Origin of the sequence: Kluyvera sp. STS39-E (genome assembly GCF_040932435.1) — a bacterium.
Classification (GTDB): domain Bacteria; phylum Pseudomonadota; class Gammaproteobacteria; order Enterobacterales; family Enterobacteriaceae; genus Kluyvera.
In genome coordinates, this window is sequence record NZ_JBFQGA010000001.1 from 571,347 (window position 1) to 589,827 (window position 18,481).

General features: G+C 52.7%; 14 protein-coding genes. 10 read left to right on the forward strand and 4 right to left on the reverse strand.

What is annotated here, in order from left to right; genetic code table 11:
- The first annotated feature begins 12 nt into the window (after nucleotides 1-12).
- The 5 genes from rlmD to eno all read left to right on the forward strand — a co-directional run bounded on the left by rlmD (nucleotide 13) and on the right by eno (nucleotide 7,731).
- The gene (gene rlmD / locus AB4K05_RS02775; RefSeq protein ID WP_368478486.1) at nucleotides 13-1,311 is read left to right on the forward strand and encodes a 23S rRNA (uracil(1939)-C(5))-methyltransferase RlmD; all 1,299 of its coding nucleotides are present in this window, start codon (nucleotides 13-15) and stop codon (nucleotides 1,309-1,311) included.
- A gap of 49 nt (nucleotides 1,312-1,360) precedes the next feature.
- Nucleotides 1,361-3,595, forward strand: a complete 2,235-nt coding sequence (relA, locus tag AB4K05_RS02780; RefSeq protein WP_368478487.1) for a GTP diphosphokinase — start codon at nucleotides 1,361-1,363, stop codon at nucleotides 3,593-3,595.
- 108 nt (nucleotides 3,596-3,703) lie between these two features.
- A complete protein-coding gene (gene mazG, locus AB4K05_RS02785; protein ID WP_368478488.1) occupies nucleotides 3,704-4,495 on the forward strand; it encodes a nucleoside triphosphate pyrophosphohydrolase in 792 nt (263 codons plus the stop codon).
- Nucleotides 4,496-4,718: 223 nt separating this feature from the next.
- Nucleotides 4,719-6,356, forward strand: coding sequence for a glutamine hydrolyzing CTP synthase (gene pyrG, locus AB4K05_RS02790; RefSeq protein ID WP_368478489.1), 1,638 nt, complete (start codon nucleotides 4,719-4,721; stop codon nucleotides 6,354-6,356).
- A gap of 79 nt (nucleotides 6,357-6,435) precedes the next feature.
- A complete protein-coding gene (gene eno, locus AB4K05_RS02795) occupies nucleotides 6,436-7,731 on the forward strand; it encodes a phosphopyruvate hydratase (protein WP_368478490.1) in 1,296 nt (431 codons plus the stop codon).
- Nucleotides 7,732-7,784: 53 nt separating this feature from the next.
- On the opposite strand, the gene AB4K05_RS02800 is transcribed toward eno, so the two are convergent.
- The gene (locus tag AB4K05_RS02800; protein WP_368478491.1) at nucleotides 7,785-8,894 is read right to left on the reverse strand and encodes an SDR family oxidoreductase; all 1,110 of its coding nucleotides are present in this window, start codon (nucleotides 8,892-8,894) and stop codon (nucleotides 7,785-7,787) included.
- Nucleotides 8,895-9,447: 553 nt separating this feature from the next.
- Between AB4K05_RS02800 and queE the strand changes: the two genes are divergently transcribed.
- The gene (gene queE, locus AB4K05_RS02805; RefSeq protein ID WP_368478638.1) at nucleotides 9,448-10,119 is read left to right on the forward strand and encodes a 7-carboxy-7-deazaguanine synthase QueE; all 672 of its coding nucleotides are present in this window, start codon (nucleotides 9,448-9,450) and stop codon (nucleotides 10,117-10,119) included.
- A 129-nt stretch (nucleotides 10,120-10,248) separates the two neighbouring features.
- Here queE and agp read toward each other — a convergent pair whose 3' ends face one another.
- Nucleotides 10,249-11,490 (reverse strand): bifunctional glucose-1-phosphatase/inositol phosphatase, encoded by a 1,242-nt coding sequence (agp, locus tag AB4K05_RS02810; RefSeq protein ID WP_368478492.1) that lies wholly within the window; start codon nucleotides 11,488-11,490, stop codon nucleotides 10,249-10,251.
- A 163-nt stretch (nucleotides 11,491-11,653) separates the two neighbouring features.
- Complete coding sequence (gene queD, locus AB4K05_RS02815; protein ID WP_368478493.1) at nucleotides 11,654-12,019, reverse strand: 6-carboxytetrahydropterin synthase QueD; 366 nt, start codon at nucleotides 12,017-12,019, stop codon at nucleotides 11,654-11,656.
- Nucleotides 12,020-12,322: 303 nt separating this feature from the next.
- Between queD and cysJ the strand changes: the two genes are divergently transcribed.
- From cysJ to AB4K05_RS02835, 4 genes are all read left to right on the forward strand, one after another.
- The gene (gene cysJ, locus AB4K05_RS02820) at nucleotides 12,323-14,125 is read left to right on the forward strand and encodes an NADPH-dependent assimilatory sulfite reductase flavoprotein subunit (RefSeq protein ID WP_368478494.1); all 1,803 of its coding nucleotides are present in this window, start codon (nucleotides 12,323-12,325) and stop codon (nucleotides 14,123-14,125) included.
- A complete protein-coding gene (gene cysI, locus AB4K05_RS02825) occupies nucleotides 14,125-15,837 on the forward strand; it encodes an assimilatory sulfite reductase (NADPH) hemoprotein subunit (RefSeq protein WP_368478495.1) in 1,713 nt (570 codons plus the stop codon). Before cysJ ends, cysI begins: the two co-directional genes overlap by 1 nt.
- A 101-nt stretch (nucleotides 15,838-15,938) precedes the next feature.
- Nucleotides 15,939-16,673, forward strand: a complete 735-nt coding sequence (gene cysH / locus AB4K05_RS02830; protein ID WP_368478496.1) for a phosphoadenosine phosphosulfate reductase — start codon at nucleotides 15,939-15,941, stop codon at nucleotides 16,671-16,673.
- Between the two features lie 265 nt (nucleotides 16,674-16,938).
- Nucleotides 16,939-17,091 (forward strand): Hok/Gef family protein, encoded by a 153-nt coding sequence (locus AB4K05_RS02835; protein WP_368478497.1) that lies wholly within the window; start codon nucleotides 16,939-16,941, stop codon nucleotides 17,089-17,091.
- Between the two features lie 66 nt (nucleotides 17,092-17,157).
- On the opposite strand, the gene AB4K05_RS02840 is transcribed toward AB4K05_RS02835, so the two are convergent.
- Entirely contained in the window at nucleotides 17,158-18,204 is a 1,047-nt protein-coding gene (locus AB4K05_RS02840; RefSeq protein ID WP_368478498.1) for an aminopeptidase, read from the reverse strand.
- Between the last annotated feature and the right edge of the window lie 277 nt (nucleotides 18,205-18,481).

An 18,481-nucleotide genomic window follows, 5' to 3' on the forward strand; every position in this document is an offset into this window, starting at 1 on the left:
AAAATCTCTACGATGGCGCAATTCTACTCTGCAAAACGGCGCGTGACGACGCGCCAGATCATAACCGTGACAGTCAACGATCTTGATCCCTTTGGGCAAGGTGTGGCGCGCCACAACGGTAAAGCATTATTCATCAATGGGTTACTTCCTGATGAGAGTGCAGAAATCAGCCTGACGGAAGATAAAAAACAGTACGCGCGTGGACAGGTGAAACGCCGTCTGAGCAGCAGCTCGGAGCGAGAAAAACCACGCTGCCCGCATTTTGGCGTTTGCGGCGGCTGCCAGCAGCAGCATGCTTCGGTTGCACTACAGCAGCGCAGTAAGCGCGCCGCGCTGAATCGTTTGATGAAGCATGACGTCGATGAAGTCATTGCCGGTGAGCCGTGGGGCTACCGCCGTCGTGCGCGGCTAAGCTTGAATTATCAGCCAAAGACCCAACAATTGCAGATGGGTTTTCGCAAGGCAAATTCGAACGAAATCGTCGACGTGGTGCAATGCCCTATTTTGGTGCCCAACCTTGAGGCGCTATTGCCTGCGGTTCGAGAATGCTTGAGCGGGCTAAAAGGGAAACGCCAACTGGGTCATGTGGAGTTAGTCAGCGCCGACAACGGCCCGTTGATGGTGCTACGCCACACGGCGGCATTAACCGCTGAAGATAAAGAAAAACTGGAACGCTTTTCGCATTCTTTGGGCGTTGCGCTTTATCTGGCGCCAGATAGCGAGATACTTGAGCGTGTTTCGGGCGAGTCTCCCTGGTATTCTTCAGACGGACTACGCTTAACCTTTAGCCCTCGTGACTTTATTCAAGTTAACGACGGTGTGAACCAACAGATGGTGGCCCAAGCGCTAGCGTGGCTAGATATCCAGCCAAGCGACCGGGTACTGGACCTGTTTTGTGGGATGGGCAACTTCACGCTGCCGCTCGCCAAACGGGCCGCAAGCGTGGTTGGGGTTGAAGGCGTGCCGGCTCTAGTAGAAAAAGGCCGCGAAAACGCAGCGCAGAACGCCTTACAAAATGTCACTTTTTTCCACGAGAATCTGGAAGAAGACGTCACGCTTCAGGCGTGGGCGAAGCATGGTTTTGACAAAGTGTTGCTCGATCCCGCTCGTGCTGGCGCACTGGGCGTGATGCAGCATGTGATAAAATTAGCGCCGACGCGGGTGGTGTATGTTTCCTGTAATCCCGCAACGCTTGCTCGCGATAGCGAAATGTTGCTGGAAGCGGGTTACCAAATTCAGCGTCTGGCAATGCTTGATATGTTCCCGCACACTGGGCACCAAGAATCTATGGTGCTGTTTGAGCGTAGGTAATAACGTGACTTGCCGACTTCGGCAGGTCTGTCCCTGAAAGGAGAGGACAATGGTTGCGGTAAGAAGTGCACATCTCAATAAAGCTGGCGAATTTGACCCACAGAAATGGATCGCAAGTCTGGGGATTTCTAGCCAGCAGTCGTGTGAGCGCTTAGCCGAAACCTGGGATTATTGTCGTCGCCAGACCGTGGGACGTTCTGATGCAGAGCTGATGTTATGGCGCGGCGTCGAAATGGTGGAGATTCTGTCAACGCTAAGCATGGACAACGATACGTTGCGTGCGGCGTTGCTGTTCCCGTTAGTCGATGCAAACGTGGTGAGTGAAGAGGTGCTGAGCGAAAGCGCCGGGAAGTCTGTGGTCACTCTTATCCACGGCGTACGCGACATGGCGGCTATTCGCCAACTGAAAGCGACCCATACCGACGCGGTCTCCTCCGAGCAGGTAGACAACGTGCGCCGGATGCTGCTGGCAATGGTTGACGATTTCCGCTGCGTGGTGATTAAGCTTGCCGAACGTATTGCTCATCTGCGCGAAGTGAAAGATGCGCCGGAAGATGAGCGCGTACTGGCGGCGAAAGAGTGTACCAACATCTACGCGCCCCTCGCCAACCGCTTAGGCATCGGGCAGCTCAAATGGGAGCTGGAAGATTACTGCTTCCGCTATCTGCATCCAGCTGAATACAAACGTATTGCTAAACTGCTGCACGAACGCCGTATCGACCGTGAGTCTTACATTAACGATTTTGTCGGTCACCTGCGCAGTGAAATGAAAACCGAAGGGGTGAAAGCCGAGGTTTACGGCCGCCCGAAACATATCTATAGCATTTGGCGGAAAATGCAGAAAAAGCACCTCGCCTTTGACGAGCTGTTTGATGTGCGCGCGGTGCGTATCGTGGCGGAGCGTTTGCAGGACTGCTACGCCGCGCTGGGGATAGTACATACCCACTATCGCCATCTTCCGGATGAATTCGACGATTACGTTGCAAACCCCAAACCTAATGGCTATCAGTCTATTCACACCGTGGTGCTGGGGCCGAATGGCAAAACGATAGAGATCCAAATTCGTACCAAGCAGATGCATGAAGACGCTGAGCTTGGCGTCGCCGCGCACTGGAAATACAAAGAAGGTGCCGTGACGGGCCTGCGTTCCGGCTACGAGGACCGTATTGCTTGGCTGCGTAAGCTGATATCTTGGCAGGAAGAGATGGCGGACTCCGGCGAAATGCTCGACGAGGTGCGCAGCCAGGTCTTCGACGATCGCGTCTATGTGTTTACGCCAAAAGGTGACGTGGTGGATCTGCCTGCGGGATCCACGCCGTTGGACTTTGCGTACCATATTCACAGCGATGTTGGACACCGCTGCATCGGCGCGAAAATTAGCGGGCGTATTGTACCGTTCACCTATCAGCTGCAAATGGGCGACCAGATAGAAATCATCACCCAGAAACAGCCGAACCCAAGCCGCGATTGGTTAAACCCAAACTTGGGCTATGTGACGACCAGCCGCGGGCGCGCCAAAATTCATAACTGGTTCCGCAAACAGGACAGGGATAAAAACATTCTCGCCGGGCGTCAGATCCTCGACGACGAACTTGAGCATCTGGGCATCAGCCTTAAGGAAGCGGAAAAACACCTGCTGCCGCGCTACAACTTCAACGAGGTTGAAGAGCTGCTGGCGGCTATCGGCGGCGGCGATATTCGTCTCAACCAGATGGTGAACTTCCTGCAGGCGCAGTTTAACAAGCCAAGCGCCGCCGAGCAGGATGCGGCAGCGCTCAAACAGCTGCAGCAGAAAAGCTATACGCCACAGAATAACCGCAGCAAAGATAACGGACGCGTGGTGGTCGAAGGGGTTGGTAACCTGATGCACCATATTGCGCGCTGCTGCCAGCCGATCCCGGGCGATGAAATCGTCGGCTTTATCACCCAAGGCCGCGGTATCTCTGTGCACCGAGCCGACTGCGACCAGCTTGCGGAACTGCAGTCTCATGCGCCGGAACGTATTGTTGATGCGGTGTGGGGCGAAAGCTACTCGGCGGGTTACTCGCTGGTGGTCCGCGTGCAGGCCAACGATCGCAGCGGGCTGCTGCGCGACATCACCACCATTCTTGCCAACGAGAAGGTGAACGTTCTGGGCGTAGCGAGTCGTAGCGATACCAAGCAGCAGATGGCGACCATTGATATGACTATCGAGATCTACAACCTGCAGGTGTTGGGCCGCGTGCTGGGCAAGCTAAACCAGGTGCCGGACGTTATCGACGCACGTCGTCTTCACGGCGGATAATCTCGTTGTAGGCCGGATAAGGCGAAGCCGCCATCCGGCAATCTCGCAGCGCCGGATGGCGGCTTCGCCTTATCCGGCCTACTTCATACATAATTCTAGGATTTTTACATGATTCAAATCGACCGTCTGCTCACCATTATGCAGCGCCTGCGTGATCCAGAAAACGGTTGCCCATGGGACAAAGAGCAGACGTTCAGCTCGATTGCGCCTTATACCCTCGAAGAGACCTACGAAGTGCTGGACGCCATTGCGCGTGAGGACTTTGACGACCTGCGCGGTGAACTAGGCGACCTGCTGTTCCAGGTGGTGTTTTACGCGCAAATGGCGCAGGAAGAGGGGCGTTTTGATTTTAACGATATTTGCGCTGCCATCAGCGATAAGCTCGAGCGCCGTCACCCGCATATCTTTGCTGATGCCAGCGCCAGTAGCAGCGAGGAAGTGCTAACCCGTTGGGAGCAGATTAAAACCGTTGAGCGTGCTGAAAAAGCGCAGCATTCTGCGCTGGACGATATTCCTCGTGCGTTCCCGGCCCTGATGCGCGCGCACAAAATCCAAAAACGCTGCTCGGCGGTTGGCTTTGACTGGAAAACGCTAGGCCCGGTTGTTGATAAAGTGTACGAAGAAATTGATGAAGTGATGGATGAAGCCAGGCAAGCCGTGATTGATGAAGCTAGACTGGAGGAGGAGGTTGGCGATCTGCTGTTCGCAACGGTGAATTTATCTCGCCATTTGGGAGTAAAAGCCGAAACGGCATTACAAAAGGCCAATGAAAAATTTGAACGCCGTTTCCGCGAAGTTGAACGTATTGTCGCCGCTCGTGGCCTGGAAATGACCGGTGTTGACCTCGATGTCATGGAAGAAGTTTGGCAGCAGGTAAAACGGCAGGAACATGATCTCTAAAGAATTTTTGTGAGCAAGGGCGTTAAGTGCGAAATCTTAAATGACAAGCGCTTGATTTACGTCAAAAACATTTACCCAAAAGGGGCTATTTTCTCACTCCCCATGTTTGTTTCTGCGGCGATTGAGGAGCGAGAATGAAAGTTTGTGGCGCTCGCCATGTTCGGGTATACTACTTTCCCGTCTTGGTTATTCCATCGTTTCACCCTAACTTCTCAGGTCCAGCATGACAACGAACTATATTTTTGTGACCGGCGGGGTCGTATCCTCTCTGGGTAAAGGCATTGCCGCAGCATCCCTGGCAGCCATTCTTGAAGCCCGTGGCCTTAACGTCACCATGATGAAACTGGATCCGTACATCAACGTCGATCCTGGCACCATGAGCCCGATCCAACACGGGGAAGTGTTCGTTACTGAAGACGGCGCTGAAACCGACCTGGACCTGGGTCACTATGAGCGCTTCATCCGCACCAAAATGACTCGCCGCAATAACTTCACTACCGGCCGTATTTACTCAGACGTCCTGCGCAAAGAGCGTCGTGGCGATTATCTGGGCGCGACCGTTCAGGTTATTCCGCACATCACTAACGCAATCAAAGAGCGTGTTCTGGCGGGTGGCGAAGGCCACGACGTGGTGCTGGTTGAAATCGGCGGTACCGTCGGTGATATCGAATCCTTACCGTTCCTTGAAGCGATTCGCCAACTGGCTGTAGATATCGGTCGTGAGCACGCGCTGTTCATGCATTTGACGCTGGTACCTTACTTGGCGGCGGCGGGTGAAGTTAAAACCAAACCGACCCAGCACTCCGTCAAAGAACTGCTGTCCATCGGTATTCAGCCAGACATCTTGGTGTGTCGCTCCGATCGTGCGATTCCGGCTAACGAACGTGCAAAAATTGCATTGTTCTGTAACGTGCCAGAAAAAGCCGTTATTTCAATGAAAGACGTCGATTCCATTTATAAAATTCCAGGCCTGTTGAAATCTCAGGGGCTGGACGATTATATTTGTAAACGATTCAGCTTGAACTGTCCGGAAGCTAACCTGTCTGAATGGGAACAGGTTATTTATGAAGAAGCCAACCCGGGTGGTGAAGTCACGATTGGTATGGTCGGCAAGTACATTGAACTGCCGGACGCCTACAAATCGGTGATTGAAGCGCTGAAACACGGTGGTCTGAAAAACCGTGTTAGCGTCAACATCAAGCTGATTGACTCGCAGGATGTGGAAACGCGTGGTGTCGAAATTCTGAAAGATTTGGATGCTATCCTGATCCCTGGTGGCTTCGGCTATCGCGGCGTTGAAGGTAAAATCGCCACTGCACGCTATGCGCGTGAAAACAAAATTCCTTATCTGGGCATCTGCCTGGGTATGCAGGTTGCGCTGATTGAGTTTGCGCGCAACGTTGCGGGGATGGACAACGCCAACTCTACGGAATTTGTGCCAGACTGTAAGTACCCGGTTGTGGCGCTGATTACCGAATGGCGTGATGAAGAAGGCAATGTCGAAGTTCGTACTGATTCAAGCGACCTCGGCGGCACCATGCGCCTCGGCGCGCAACAGTGCCAGCTTAGCGATGACAGCCTGGTACGTCAGCTGTACGGCGAACCAAACATCGTAGAACGTCACCGTCACCGCTATGAAGTCAACAACATGTTGTTGAAACCTATTGAAGCTGCAGGTCTGCGTGTTGCGGGCCGTTCCGGTGATGATCAGTTGGTCGAGATCATCGAAGTTCCGAATCACCCGTGGTTCGTTGCTTGCCAGTTCCATCCGGAGTTTACTTCCACGCCGCGTGATGGGCACCCGTTGTTTGCAGGCTTTGTGAAAGCCGCAGCCGAGTACCAGAAGCGTCAAGCGAAGTAAGAAAAGTTAGAACGGCAGCGCCCCACGAGGGGCGTTGTTTGTCTGGAGTTTTAGTTTAACTTGTACTGAGGAAAACCTAATGTCCAAAATCGTTAAAATCATCGGTCGTGAAATCATCGACTCCCGTGGTAACCCGACTGTTGAAGCTGAAGTTCACCTGGAAGGTGGTTTCGTTGGTATGGCAGCAGCTCCATCAGGTGCTTCTACTGGTTCCCGCGAAGCGCTGGAACTGCGCGATGGCGACAAATCCCGCTTCATGGGTAAAGGCGTACTGAAAGCTGTTGGCGCTGTTAACGGCCCAATCGCTGAAGCTCTGCTGGGTAAAGATGCTAAAGATCAGGCTGGCATCGACAAGATCATGATCGATCTGGACGGTACTGAAAATAAATCCAACTTCGGTGCTAACGCCATTCTGGCTGTGTCCCTGGCTAACGCCAAAGCAGCAGCAGCTGCTAAAGGCCTGCCACTGTACGCACACATCGCTGAACTGAACGGCACCCCAGGCAAATACTCCATGCCAGTTCCGATGATGAACATCATCAACGGCGGCGAGCACGCTGACAACAACGTCGACATCCAGGAATTTATGATTCAGCCAGTTGGCGCTAAATCCCTGAAAGAAGCCGTACGTATGGGTTCCGAAGTGTTCCACAACCTGGCTAAAGTTCTGAAAGCTAAAGGTATGAACACTGCAGTTGGTGACGAAGGTGGCTATGCGCCAAACCTGGGTTCCAACGCTGAAGCTCTGGCTGTTATCGCTGAAGCGGTTAAAGCAGCTGGCTACACCCTGGGCACCGACATCACTCTGGCGATGGACTGTGCAGCGTCTGAATTCTACAAAGACGGCAAATACGTTCTGGCTGGCGAAGGCAACAAAGCTTTCACTTCTGAAGAGTTCACTCACTTCCTGGAAGACCTGACCAAACAGTACCCAATCGTCTCCATCGAAGATGGCCTGGACGAATCTGACTGGGACGGTTTCGCATACCAGACCAAAGTACTGGGCGACAAAATCCAGCTGGTTGGTGACGATCTGTTCGTAACCAACACCAAGATCCTGAAAGAAGGCATCGAAAAAGGCATCGTTAACTCCATCCTGATCAAATTCAACCAGATCGGTTCTCTGACCGAAACTCTGGCTGCGATCAAAATGGCGAAAGACGCTGGCTACACTGCCGTTATCTCTCACCGTTCAGGCGAAACTGAAGACGCTACCATCGCTGACCTGGCTGTTGGTACCGCTGCAGGCCAGATCAAAACGGGTTCTATGAGCCGTTCTGACCGCGTTGCTAAGTACAACCAGCTGATTCGTATCGAAGAAGCTCTGGGTGCACAGGCTCCGTACAACGGTCGTAAAGAGATCAAAGGTCAGTAATTTTACTGTCTTTATCTGAAAGTAGAATGCCAGCCTTCGGGCTGGCATTTTTTTTACTTAAAATCGACGGCCATCTGCTGTGGAATCGATAGCCCGCGAGTCGTCTGCACACATCGCCCGATATAGTCGGTAAATCGCGGTGGTTTAGGCATCCCCATACTCAGTAGCTTATCGTTGTTAAAACGGACGTTGAGGGTGGCAAAGGCACCATAGAGACGCATGGCTTTGAGCATTAACCGTTCGTTGCAGGGGCCAAAAATGGTTTTCAGCTCACGGCGCATTTTGACCAATGTTTCATAGCTGACCTGCGCGTACTTATCGCCAACAGGCGCCTGTTCCATTGCTGCAGCCATGGCATTATCGATGTCACCAAATCTGACGCTGTTTTCTTCTCCTGCAGAAATATGCACCACTTCTCCTCGAGCAATGGAGGCGCTAAGCAGCATCAATAGCGCACTGGCACAGTAATCCACCGGAATCACGTCAATTCTGTCCTCCAGAGAGCACATGAATTTTTGCAGCATCAGCCCCATGCTGAATACCCAAAAGATACTGCTGGAAGGCTGGCAGCCGTGATGGGTATGACCGACGACGATAGAAGGGCGAGCGATCACCAGCGGTAGCGTCGGGCAGCGCTGGCGCATCAGTTGCTCAATAGTTGATTTCGAGTGCGTATACTCAACGAGATGCTCAGCACGTTCGCGCAGTTGTGCATTTTCGGCCACCAGTGTGTCGGGCTGCGGTGAGCAGGACATGGCCGTCCCTACGTGCAGAAAGCGCTGAAGCCCTTTTACCTGCGACATATGCTGTGCAAATTGCAAAGTGCCTTCAACGTTCACTTTCCAGATTAGCGGGTTATTACCAAACGACGCTACCGCTGCACAATTTAGTAAATGAGTGACCTGATCCAAACGTGAGTCATTAAGAAACTCTTGTGGGGAAGCAAGGTCGCCGAGCAGGATATTCTGCACGCCCAGCTGCGCCAGTCTGTTCTCATCAACGTTGAATTTACGCATGTTTTCCTTAACCCGCTCAACGCCAGCCTCGGCGTTGTGTGCGCGAACTAATAGCAGCAGGTTAACGTCATCCTCGTTATTGAATATTGCTTCGAGTACCGCCCCGCCCAGAAAACCAGTAACGCCTGTGATTAATAATGTATTCATGAATATTGTCTCACCATGGTTGGTGTTCGGATTCTAGGATGGGGAAAGTAAACGGTGATTAAATAAATGGCGAGGGTTGTTGGCGCAGTCTTAAGCTTATTTTAAGGTTGTGTTGTTGCCATGGTTAAATTCCACGATTAAATATAACTAATGATTTTATTAAAATCACATTCTATTGTTTTTAATGGCTTTTTAAATCTTAATCATTATTTCATAACTGTGAATTTAAACATTTTTGGTTACACATAATGTGCTCTTTCTGGATGTTGAAAATGGCTGTTATGCATTCTTAAAAATAAAAAAATAGGGGTATTTTTATTTTTCTGTTTTAAATGGTTAATACACTAAATAAAACAATAAACAGACCGACAACGAAGTGAGTTAATTCTGAAAGGCAGCAGTGCCTTTAATCAACAAAGGCATCGCTCGGTGGGATAACAACCTGAGTAATAGTGCGGGCAAGTCGCCCAATTCGCGTTTGCGCAATAAGTGCGAGGGATCGTTGGCGTGAAGTATGCAATAATAACGGTTTACCACTATTGAAGAGTTGATGATGCAGTACCCGATTAACGAAATGTTCCAGACCCTGCAGGGTGAAGGCTATTTTACCGGCGTCCCCGCCATTTTTATTCGTCTACAGGGATGCCCGGTGGGCTGTGCCTGGTGTGATACCAAACACACTTGGGAAAAACTGAGCGATCGGGAAGTGTCTCTGTTCAGTATTCTGGCGAAAACCAAAGAGAGCGACAAATGGGGGGCGGCATCAAGCGAAGACCTGCTGGCGATTATCGGTCGCCAAGGTTGGACGGCGCGTCATGTTGTGATCACCGGCGGTGAGCCTTGTATCCATGATTTAACACCGTTAACAGAACTGCTGGAGCAAAATGGCTACAGCTGCCAGATTGAAACCAGCGGTACCCATGAAGTGTGCTGCAGCCAAAATACCTGGGTGACCGTATCGCCGAAGGTGAATATGCGCGGCGGTTATGATGTGCTCTCGCAGGCGCTGATCCGCGCGGATGAAATCAAGCATCCGGTTGGTCGCATGCGCGATATTGAAGCGCTGGAAGAGCTGCTGGACACGCTCTCTGATGATAAGCCGCGCATCGTTGCGTTGCAGCCTATCAGTCAGAAAGACGACGCTACCCGCCTGTGTATCGAAACCTGCATTGCACGCAACTGGCGTCTGTCGATGCAGACGCACAAGTATTTGAATATCGCCTGATCAAATTTGTAGCTCGTCCGAGCTACAAAAATGACAGGGTCAGCGTAGGCCTGATAAGCGCAGCGCCATCAGGCAATCTCGGTGCACATCGCCGGAAGGCAGCGTTGCCCATCCGGCCTAGGTTATGTTTTATTTCGCAGCCTCGTTCATCACTTTTGAGAACGTATCCATTGGGCAGAAACCATCGGCATCGACCGGACACCCTTTCAGCGACAGCGTAACGCGCTGCGGTGGCATTTTCAGTGTTAATTTATCGGCGTTTCGCAGCTGATCCGCACTCTGATAAACATACTCAATTTTCATCAAATCACGGTTATCTTTCGTATCATGCCAGCGTTGGAAAACAATTTTCCCGCCGATAGGTGTGCGCTCGTACTGCCCCGGCAGCGTATAGGTGTCGAAATCCAATGCAGTCAGCAGGGAGGCGATATTGGAGTCATGCCCAACCAGAACGGTAATTTTTGGCGTCTTCGCAGCCTCAGTGACTAGCGCGTTATCAATATATTTCACCAGCGGTTTTGCCACGTTGCGCGCCACTTCCGTAGAGGTAAATAGGCTGTCCTGATAGCCGTTTTTTAGCTGGGATAACACGCGCCACTGCTGATCGGTTTTGATTTCTCCCCAGGCAACTTGGTCAAGTGGGAACCCTTCGTAATATTGCAGCGTGAAGGCATCAACCAGCGAGTTACCGATAGCCAGCGGTCCTTTCACACCGGGTTCTTTTTGATAGTTGGCGCTGAAGCTATCTTTGGCATCGCTCAACGAGCATTGCTGTTTCTCTTTGCAGGCGGGCGAGTCTTGATACTGGACAATCTGTGACAACAGTTTGTAGCTCTCATCAAGCTTTAGGCTCTGCCGCTCTTTTTCCATCGCCTGTACGGCTTTATCTCGGAACGTTGAGGATTCATCGGTGATCACCGGATTAAACGTTGGGTCCATGGTGCCCATTTTATCCTGATGATGGACGACAATATCGCAGCCCGGGAATGCTCCGTTGATAAAGAACTGTGCGGTAGCGACGGTGCGCTGCAGGCTATTGGCGTAGGTATATACGGTCTCTGGTGCCGGGCATTCGCCGCTGGTGACGAGACCCTGCTGCGCTAACCACTCGCGCATGTAGTGGCCCATATACACCTCAAGCACGCCGCCTTTGGTGGTCAACTGGCCGCCGGGGACTTCCCATTCAGGCCAGGCATTCGGCGTGGATTGCTGCAGCACGCTGCCGTTTGTCGCCAGCGGTGCGCGGAGGTTATGGCGACTCATCATGAGTACTTGCTGGAGCTGGTAGCCGTCCGGTGGTGTTTGCGCCTGGGTGGCGGCGGAAAAGATAAACAGTGCGGGCAGCGCCGCGGCAAGAAACATTTTCTTCATCCCTATTTCCTCATTATGTATTGAGCAACCCACTGAGTCTGGCACAACTTCAGCCATTTTCCGGGCGACATGCCGCATAATGAAAAATTAGAGAAATGAATGTGATAGCGATACTTAGGAAGGGCGGGGGAGTCGCGAATGGGCTCCCCGCATGCCGGCGAACTTATTCGCCGCGGTAAACGCAGCCTGCGGTGCAGGTCTCTTTTACCATCACCGCGCTCAGCAGTGGCACAGCCGGTTTCACCTGCTCCCAAATCCAGCGCGACAGTACTTCACTGGTTGGGTTCTCAAGGCCCGGAATATCGTTCAGATAGTAATGATCCAGACGATCGTAGGTTGGTTTGAACGCCGCTTTCAGCTCGGCGAAATCCATGATCCAACCGGTATGGGGATCGACTTCACCGGTAATCTCAAGACGCACCATAAACGAGTGTCCGTGCAGACGCCCGCATTTGTGTCCTTCAGGGACGTGCGGCAAGTGGTGAGCGGCTTCGAAGGTGAAATCTTTAAACAGTGTGGTGGACATCATGACTCTCAGTATTGCGGAAAAAAACGCCGCATAGTACCGGAAAGCACCTTTTTCTGCATTAACTAAAACGGCTAAATCAGTGTGGGGTATAAAAAATAGACAAGGTGATAAAATTTATCTAACTATATCAATTGGTTATTTAACCTGTTTTGTCGTTATTAACTACCAGGAAAAGAGGTTAGTCCATTTGGTTATTTGATATTTCTATCACTTCTTTAATTGTTATTATCGACGTCGTTAACCTTACCTTCAGTTCTGTTTTTCCTTATTAGAAACAGCTTTGCTACTGGAACATAACGACGCATGACAACACAGTCTCCCCCTTCGGCTTTGCTTCCGCTCAATACGGAACAGCTGGCTCGCCTTCAGGCGGCAACCACAGATTTAACACCGACCCAGCTTGCCTGGGTTTCCGGCTATTTTTGGGGCGTACTCAATCAGCAGCCTGGTGCCGCGGCATTAACGCCTCCGCCGGCCGCCGTTGAAGCTCCGGCCATTACGCTTATCTCCGCATCGCAAACGGGTAATGCTCGTCGAGTGGCGGAAGCGCTGCGTGATGACCTGCTGGCAGCAAAACTGAACGTGAACCTGGTCAACGCCGGGGATTATAAATTTAAACAAATCGCGTCAGAAAAACTGCTGGTTATCGTGGCTTCCACACAGGGTGAAGGGGAAGCGCCGGAAGAAGCGGTCGCGCTGCATAAGTTTCTGTTCTCGAAAAAAGCGCCAAAGCTCAACGGTACTGCCTTTGCGGTACTGGGCCTTGGCGATACTTCTTATGAATTCTTCTGCCAGGCCGGGAAAGACTTCGACAGCAAGCTGGCTGAGTTAGGTGGTGAGCGCCTTCTCGACCGTGTTGATGCCGATGTCGAATTCCAGACCGCCGCAGCCGAGTGGCGTGCGCGACTGGTCGACGTGCTGAAGGCGCGTGCGCCAGCGGCACCCTCGGTTGCTGTCGCCGCTAGCGGTGCCGTGAATGAAGTCCATTCCAGCCCATATACCAAAGAAGCGCCACTCACCGCAACGCTTGCGGTTAACCAGAAAATCACCGGCCGCGAATCGGAAAAAGACGTACGTCATATTGAAATCGACCTTGGTGATTCTGGCCTGCGCTATCAGCCAGGCGACGCGCTGGGCGTTTGGTATCAGAACGACCCGGAGTTGGTTAAAGAGCTAGTTGAACTGCTGTGGCTGAAGGGCGATGAAAGCGTGACGGTTGAAGGCAAAACGTTGCCGTTGGCCGAAGCCTTGCAGTGGCATTTTGAACTGACGGTGAACACCGCCAACATCGTGGAAAACTACGCCACGTTGACTCGCAGCGAGTCTCTGCTGCCGCTGGTCGGTGATAAAGCGCAGCTGCAGCAGTATGCCGCGACCACACCAATCGTCGATATGGTGCGGTTCTCTCCGGCACAGTTGGATGCTGAAGCGCTCATTTGTCTGCTGCGTCCGCTGACGCCGCGTCTTTATTCTATTGCTTCTGCGCAAGCCGAAGTGGAGAGCGAAGTTCACGTCACCATCGGCGTTGTTCGCTATGATATTGAAGGTCGTGCCCGTGCGGGCGGTGCCTCCAGCTTCCTCGCCGATCGCGTGGAGGAAGAGGGCGAAGTACGCGTGTTTATCGAGCACAACGACAACTTCCGTCTGCCGGTTAACCCACAGACACCGGTCATTATGATTGGCCCTGGTACCGGCATCGCGCCATTCCGCGCCTTTATGCAGCAGCGCGCGGCCGACGGTGCGGAAGGCAAAAACTGGCTGTTTTTCGGCAACCCACACTTTACCGAAGACTTCCTGTATCAGGTTGAGTGGCAGCGTTATGTGAAAGAAGGCGTGCTGAGCCGTATTGATATGGCTTGGTCTCGCGATCAAAAAGAAAAAGTCTACGTACAAGACAAACTGCGCGAACAGGGTGCAGAGCTGTGGCGCTGGATTAATGACGGTGCCCACATTTATGTCTGCGGCGACGCCAATCGCATGGCGAAAGACGTTGAGCAGGTATTGCTGGAAGTGATTGCTGAATTCGGTGCAATGGACATCGAAGCGGCGGATGAATTTTTAAGTGAGCTGCGCGTAGAGCGCCGTTATCAGCGAGATGTCTACTAATGAGCGAAAAACACCCAGGGCCTTTAGTGGTCGAAGGTAAACTGACTGACGCCGAGCGCATGAAGCGTGAGAGTAACTTCCTGCGCGGCACCATTGCGGAAGATCTCAACGACGGCTTGACCGGCGGCTTCCACGGCGACAACTTCCTGCTGATCCGTTTCCACGGCATGTACCAGCAGGATGACCGCGATATTCGCGCTGAACGCGCCGCGCAGAAACTGGAACCGCGCCACGCAATGCTGCTGCGCTGCCGCTTGCCGGGTGGCGTTATCACCACCACGCAATGGAAGGCTATCGATAAATTCGCGGCTGATAACACCATCTACGGCAGCATTCGCCTGACCAACCGTCAGACGTTCCAGTTCCACGGTATTCTGAAAAAGAACGTCAAGCCTGTGCACCAGATGCTGCACTCGGTTGGCCTTGATGCGCTGGCGACTGCCAACGACATGAACCGTAACGTGCTGTGTACTTCCAACCCGTTTGAGTCTGAGCTGCACGCGGAAGCCTACGAATGGGCGAAGAAGATCTCTGAACATCTGCTGCCGCGTACTCGCGCGTATGCTGAGATCTGGCTCGATCAGAAAAAGGTCGCGACTACCGACGAAGAGCCGATCCTCGGCGCAACCTATTTGCCGCGTAAGTTCAAAACCACCGTGGTGATCCCGCCGCAGAACGATATCGACCTGCACGCCAACGATATGAACTTCGTGGCGATTGCGGAAAATGGCAAGCTGATTGGTTTCAACCTGTTGGTTGGCGGTGGCTTATCTATTGAGCACGGTAACAAGAAAACCTACGCCCGTACGGCGAGCGAATTTGGCTTCCTGCCGCTGGAGCATACGCTGGCGGTAGCGGAGGCCGTGGTGACCACCCAGCGCGATTGGGGTAACCGTACCGACCGTAAAAATGCCAAAACCAAATATACGCTTGAGCGTGTGGGCGTCGACACCTTCAAGGCCGAAGTGGAGCGCCGTGCGGGGATCAAGTTTGAGCCTATTCGTCCGTACGAATTCACCAGCCGTGGTGACCGTATTGGTTGGGTTAAAGGCATCGATAACAACTGGCACCTGACACTGTTTATTGAAAACGGCCGTATTCTTGATTATCCGGGACGTCCGTTGAAAACCGGTCTGCTGGAAATTGCCAAGATCCACAAAGGCGATTTCCGCATTACCGCTAACCAGAACCTGATTATCGCTGGCGTGCCGGAAAGTCAGAAAGCGAAAATTGAGAAGCTGGCGCGTAGCCACGGGTTGATGGATGCGGTCAAACCGCAACGTGAAAACTCAATGGCCTGCGTATCGTTCCCGACCTGCCCGCTGGCCATGGCCGAAGCAGAACGCTTCCTGCCGTCGTTCACCGATAAAGTCGAAGCGATTTTAGAAAAACACGGCATCCCTGATGAACATATCGTGATGCGCGTGACCGGCTGTCCTAACGGCTGCGGCCGTGCGCTGTTGGCCGAGCTGGGGCTGGTTGGTAAAGCACCAGGACGCTACAACGTGCATCTTGGCGGCAACCGCAGCGGGTCGCGTATCCCGCGTATGTATCGTGAAAATATTACCGAGCCGGAAATTCTTGGCTCGATTGATGAGCTTGTCGGACGCTGGGCAAAAGAGCGTGAAGCGGGTGAAGGCTTCGGCGACTTTACGGTGCGTGCGGGCATCGTTCGCCCGGTGCTCGACTCTGCGCGTGATTTCTGGGAATAACCTGACTTGCCGGATGGCGGCATAGCTGCCTTATCCGGCCTACCGCCTACGTAGGCCTGATAAGCGAAGCGCCATCAGGCAAGGCATACAGCGAGGAACTTATGTCCAAACTCGATCTAAATGCGCTGAATGAACTGCCAAAAGTCGAACGCGTACTGGCTCTGGCGGAAACCAACGCCCAACTGGAAAAACTGAGCGCCGAGGAGCGCGTGGCCTGGGCACTGGAAAACCTACCCGGTGACTACGTGCTCTCTTCCAGCTTCGGCATTCAGGCGGCGGTGAGCCTGCATCTGGTGAACCAGATTCGCCCGGATATTCCGGTTATCCTCACCGATACTGGCTATCTGTTCCCGGAAACCTACCAGTTTATTGATGAGTTAACGGACAAGCTTAAGCTGAATCTCCAAGTTTATCGCGCCAAAGAGAGCGCTGCCTGGCAGGAGGCTCGTTACGGCAAGCTGTGGGAGCAGGGGGTTGAGGGCATTGAGAAATACAATGACATCAACAAGGTCGAGCCAATGAATCGTGCGTTGAAAGAGCTGAATGCGCAAACTTGGTTCGCCGGCCTGCGCCGTGAGCAGTCCGGTAGCCGTGCCACATTGCCGGTGCTGGCGATTCAGCGCGGCGTGTTTAAGCTGCTGCCGATCATCGACTGGGACAACCGTACGGTGTATCAGTACCTGCAAAAGCACGGATTGAAATACCATCCTCTGTGGGATCAGGGCTACCTGTCGGTGGGGGATACCCATACCACACGGAAATGGGAGCCGGGGATGGCGGAAGAAGAGACACGTTTCTTTGGCTTGAAAAGAGAGTGCGGACTGCACGAAGGGTAAGTTTATCTCTGCTGACTTTCAACGCCTCCAGCTTGACGGCTGGGGGCGTTTCTTTTTGCGAGCAACGCTGTGTAATGAGTCTTATGTCGCTACTGCTTATCGCGGCAGGTATAGAATCATGACGGGTGCTTGAGGCTTTTTGGGCTTTGAGCATTTTCCGGGTTCCAGAAAGATAAAAGCCCCAGGCGATATTTCTATCAACCTGAGGCCAACATCCGAACCCGACAGTTCAGATGTTAGTCTCTTCTTTGCAGGGAGGCAAGATATGCTGACAAAGTATGCTCTTGTAGCAATCATTGTGCTGTGTGCAACGGCATTAGGGTTCACGCTAATGGTGCGCGATTCGCTGTGCGAATTGAGCTTCCGGGAGCGTGGTATGGAGTTTAAAGCTATTCTCGCTTACGAACCGAAGAAGTAGCGACAACGCGGGGGAAACCCCGCGTATTGGCTGTTCGCTTTCGGCCTCTAGCACCCATTCCCGCGCTTAGCTGCGTTTCTCTGCCTTTGCTAGTTCTTGTACCAGCGGCATCATCACCCGCACAACGTCGCGACTGCGGTGCTCAATGCGTCCCGGCAGCGCTTTATCGAGATACTGTTGATTATCTATCTGGGCATTGTGCCAACTGGTGCCATCAGGGAAGCTGGCGGTTTTTGCCCGCTGTTGGAAGCCGTCTTTCTTGCCGAGCGACCAGTTAGTGGCCTCGACGGAAAGCACCGGTATGCCTGCTTTATCAAACACCTCTGCGTCGTTGCAGCAGCCGGTGCCCTGAGGATACAGAGGATTCAAACCAGGGTTGGTGGCGGCAGCAATGCCGCGACTGTGCGCAAGGGCTAGGGCACGGTCGCGGGTCAGCTTGCGGACCGAAGCGGGTGTTTTTACGCCGCTGTTAAAATAGATTTTATCGCCAACCACTAGGTTATCGAGATTGATAACCAGCAGCGTGTTTTTTTTCTCTGCGGCGCTCATCCGTTTCAGCACATTTTCCGCGCCAAGCTTCCCTTCCTCTTCACCGCTGGTGGCGATAAAGCGAATGCCGTATTGGGTTGGGATATTTTTAAAGCGCTCCGCCAGTTCCAGCATCACGCCGAGGCCAAGCGCATTATCATCCATGCCCTGTAGCGTCAGGCCGCCGAGGTTCTTTTCTACGTCACTGTCGCTGTGCGGGGCGTAAGTATCGAGATGCGCCATCACGATAATTTGCTGACCGGATTTACCTTCATGCGCCGCTATTACCGTGCTGCCGGTAACGTTATGCCAGTTTTTACGGTTGTCTTTACTGGTATAGATGAAGCGGCTGCTGAACGTGCGGATATCGCTGCGGTATCCCATTTGGGTAAATTGCTGGCGAATGTAGTCTGCAGAAAGCATTTCAGCGGGGGTACCGGTGATGCGGCCTGGGAAATAGGTGGCGATATAACGCGCCTGAGTATTGGCGATGGAGCCCAGCGAAGCGGATGCCGCGTGTGCCGGGAGAGTAATACATACGCCGAGCGCCAAGGCTACCATGCAGTGGCGCAGTGCGGAGAACATAGGTAATCCTTACAACAGAACAAAAAAATAGACGCGCCTAGTATGAAACCGCCGTTTTCATTACACAATTTCAAATGCTCTTAAACGCCGGAAAAAGAGTGTGTTAAGCACTTTTTGATATTAGCTTTTCCAGTCCGTTATTCCTTTCAGTAACAACTCATTCCTTTTCGTAATTTCATTTGACCCGAGCCTCCCCCTATAGTCCCTGTGTTGCTGATTGTTAGCGAGTTGTAGCACGACGCCCGCAACAACAAACAAACCGTGCTGACAACGCTAT

Coding starts and splice junctions, on each gene's coding strand:
- rlmD (WP_368478486.1), top strand. CDS start 13: ATGGCGCAATTCTACTCTGCAAAACGGCGCGTGACGACGCGCCAGATC.
- relA (WP_368478487.1), top strand. CDS start 1,361: ATGGTTGCGGTAAGAAGTGCACATCTCAATAAAGCTGGCGAATTTGAC.
- mazG (WP_368478488.1), top strand. CDS start 3,704: ATGATTCAAATCGACCGTCTGCTCACCATTATGCAGCGCCTGCGTGAT.
- pyrG (WP_368478489.1), top strand. CDS start 4,719: ATGACAACGAACTATATTTTTGTGACCGGCGGGGTCGTATCCTCTCTG.
- eno (WP_368478490.1), top strand. CDS start 6,436: ATGTCCAAAATCGTTAAAATCATCGGTCGTGAAATCATCGACTCCCGT.
- AB4K05_RS02800 (WP_368478491.1), bottom strand. CDS start 8,894: ATGAATACATTATTAATCACAGGCGTTACTGGTTTTCTGGGCGGGGCG.
- queE (WP_368478638.1), top strand. CDS start 9,448: ATGCAGTACCCGATTAACGAAATGTTCCAGACCCTGCAGGGTGAAGGC.
- agp (WP_368478492.1), bottom strand. CDS start 11,490: ATGAAGAAAATGTTTCTTGCCGCGGCGCTGCCCGCACTGTTTATCTTT.
- queD (WP_368478493.1), bottom strand. CDS start 12,019: ATGATGTCCACCACACTGTTTAAAGATTTCACCTTCGAAGCCGCTCAC.
- cysJ (WP_368478494.1), top strand. CDS start 12,323: ATGACAACACAGTCTCCCCCTTCGGCTTTGCTTCCGCTCAATACGGAA.
- cysI (WP_368478495.1), top strand. CDS start 14,125: ATGAGCGAAAAACACCCAGGGCCTTTAGTGGTCGAAGGTAAACTGACT.
- cysH (WP_368478496.1), top strand. CDS start 15,939: ATGTCCAAACTCGATCTAAATGCGCTGAATGAACTGCCAAAAGTCGAA.
- AB4K05_RS02835 (WP_368478497.1), top strand. CDS start 16,939: ATGCTGACAAAGTATGCTCTTGTAGCAATCATTGTGCTGTGTGCAACG.
- AB4K05_RS02840 (WP_368478498.1), bottom strand. CDS start 18,204: ATGTTCTCCGCACTGCGCCACTGCATGGTAGCCTTGGCGCTCGGCGTA.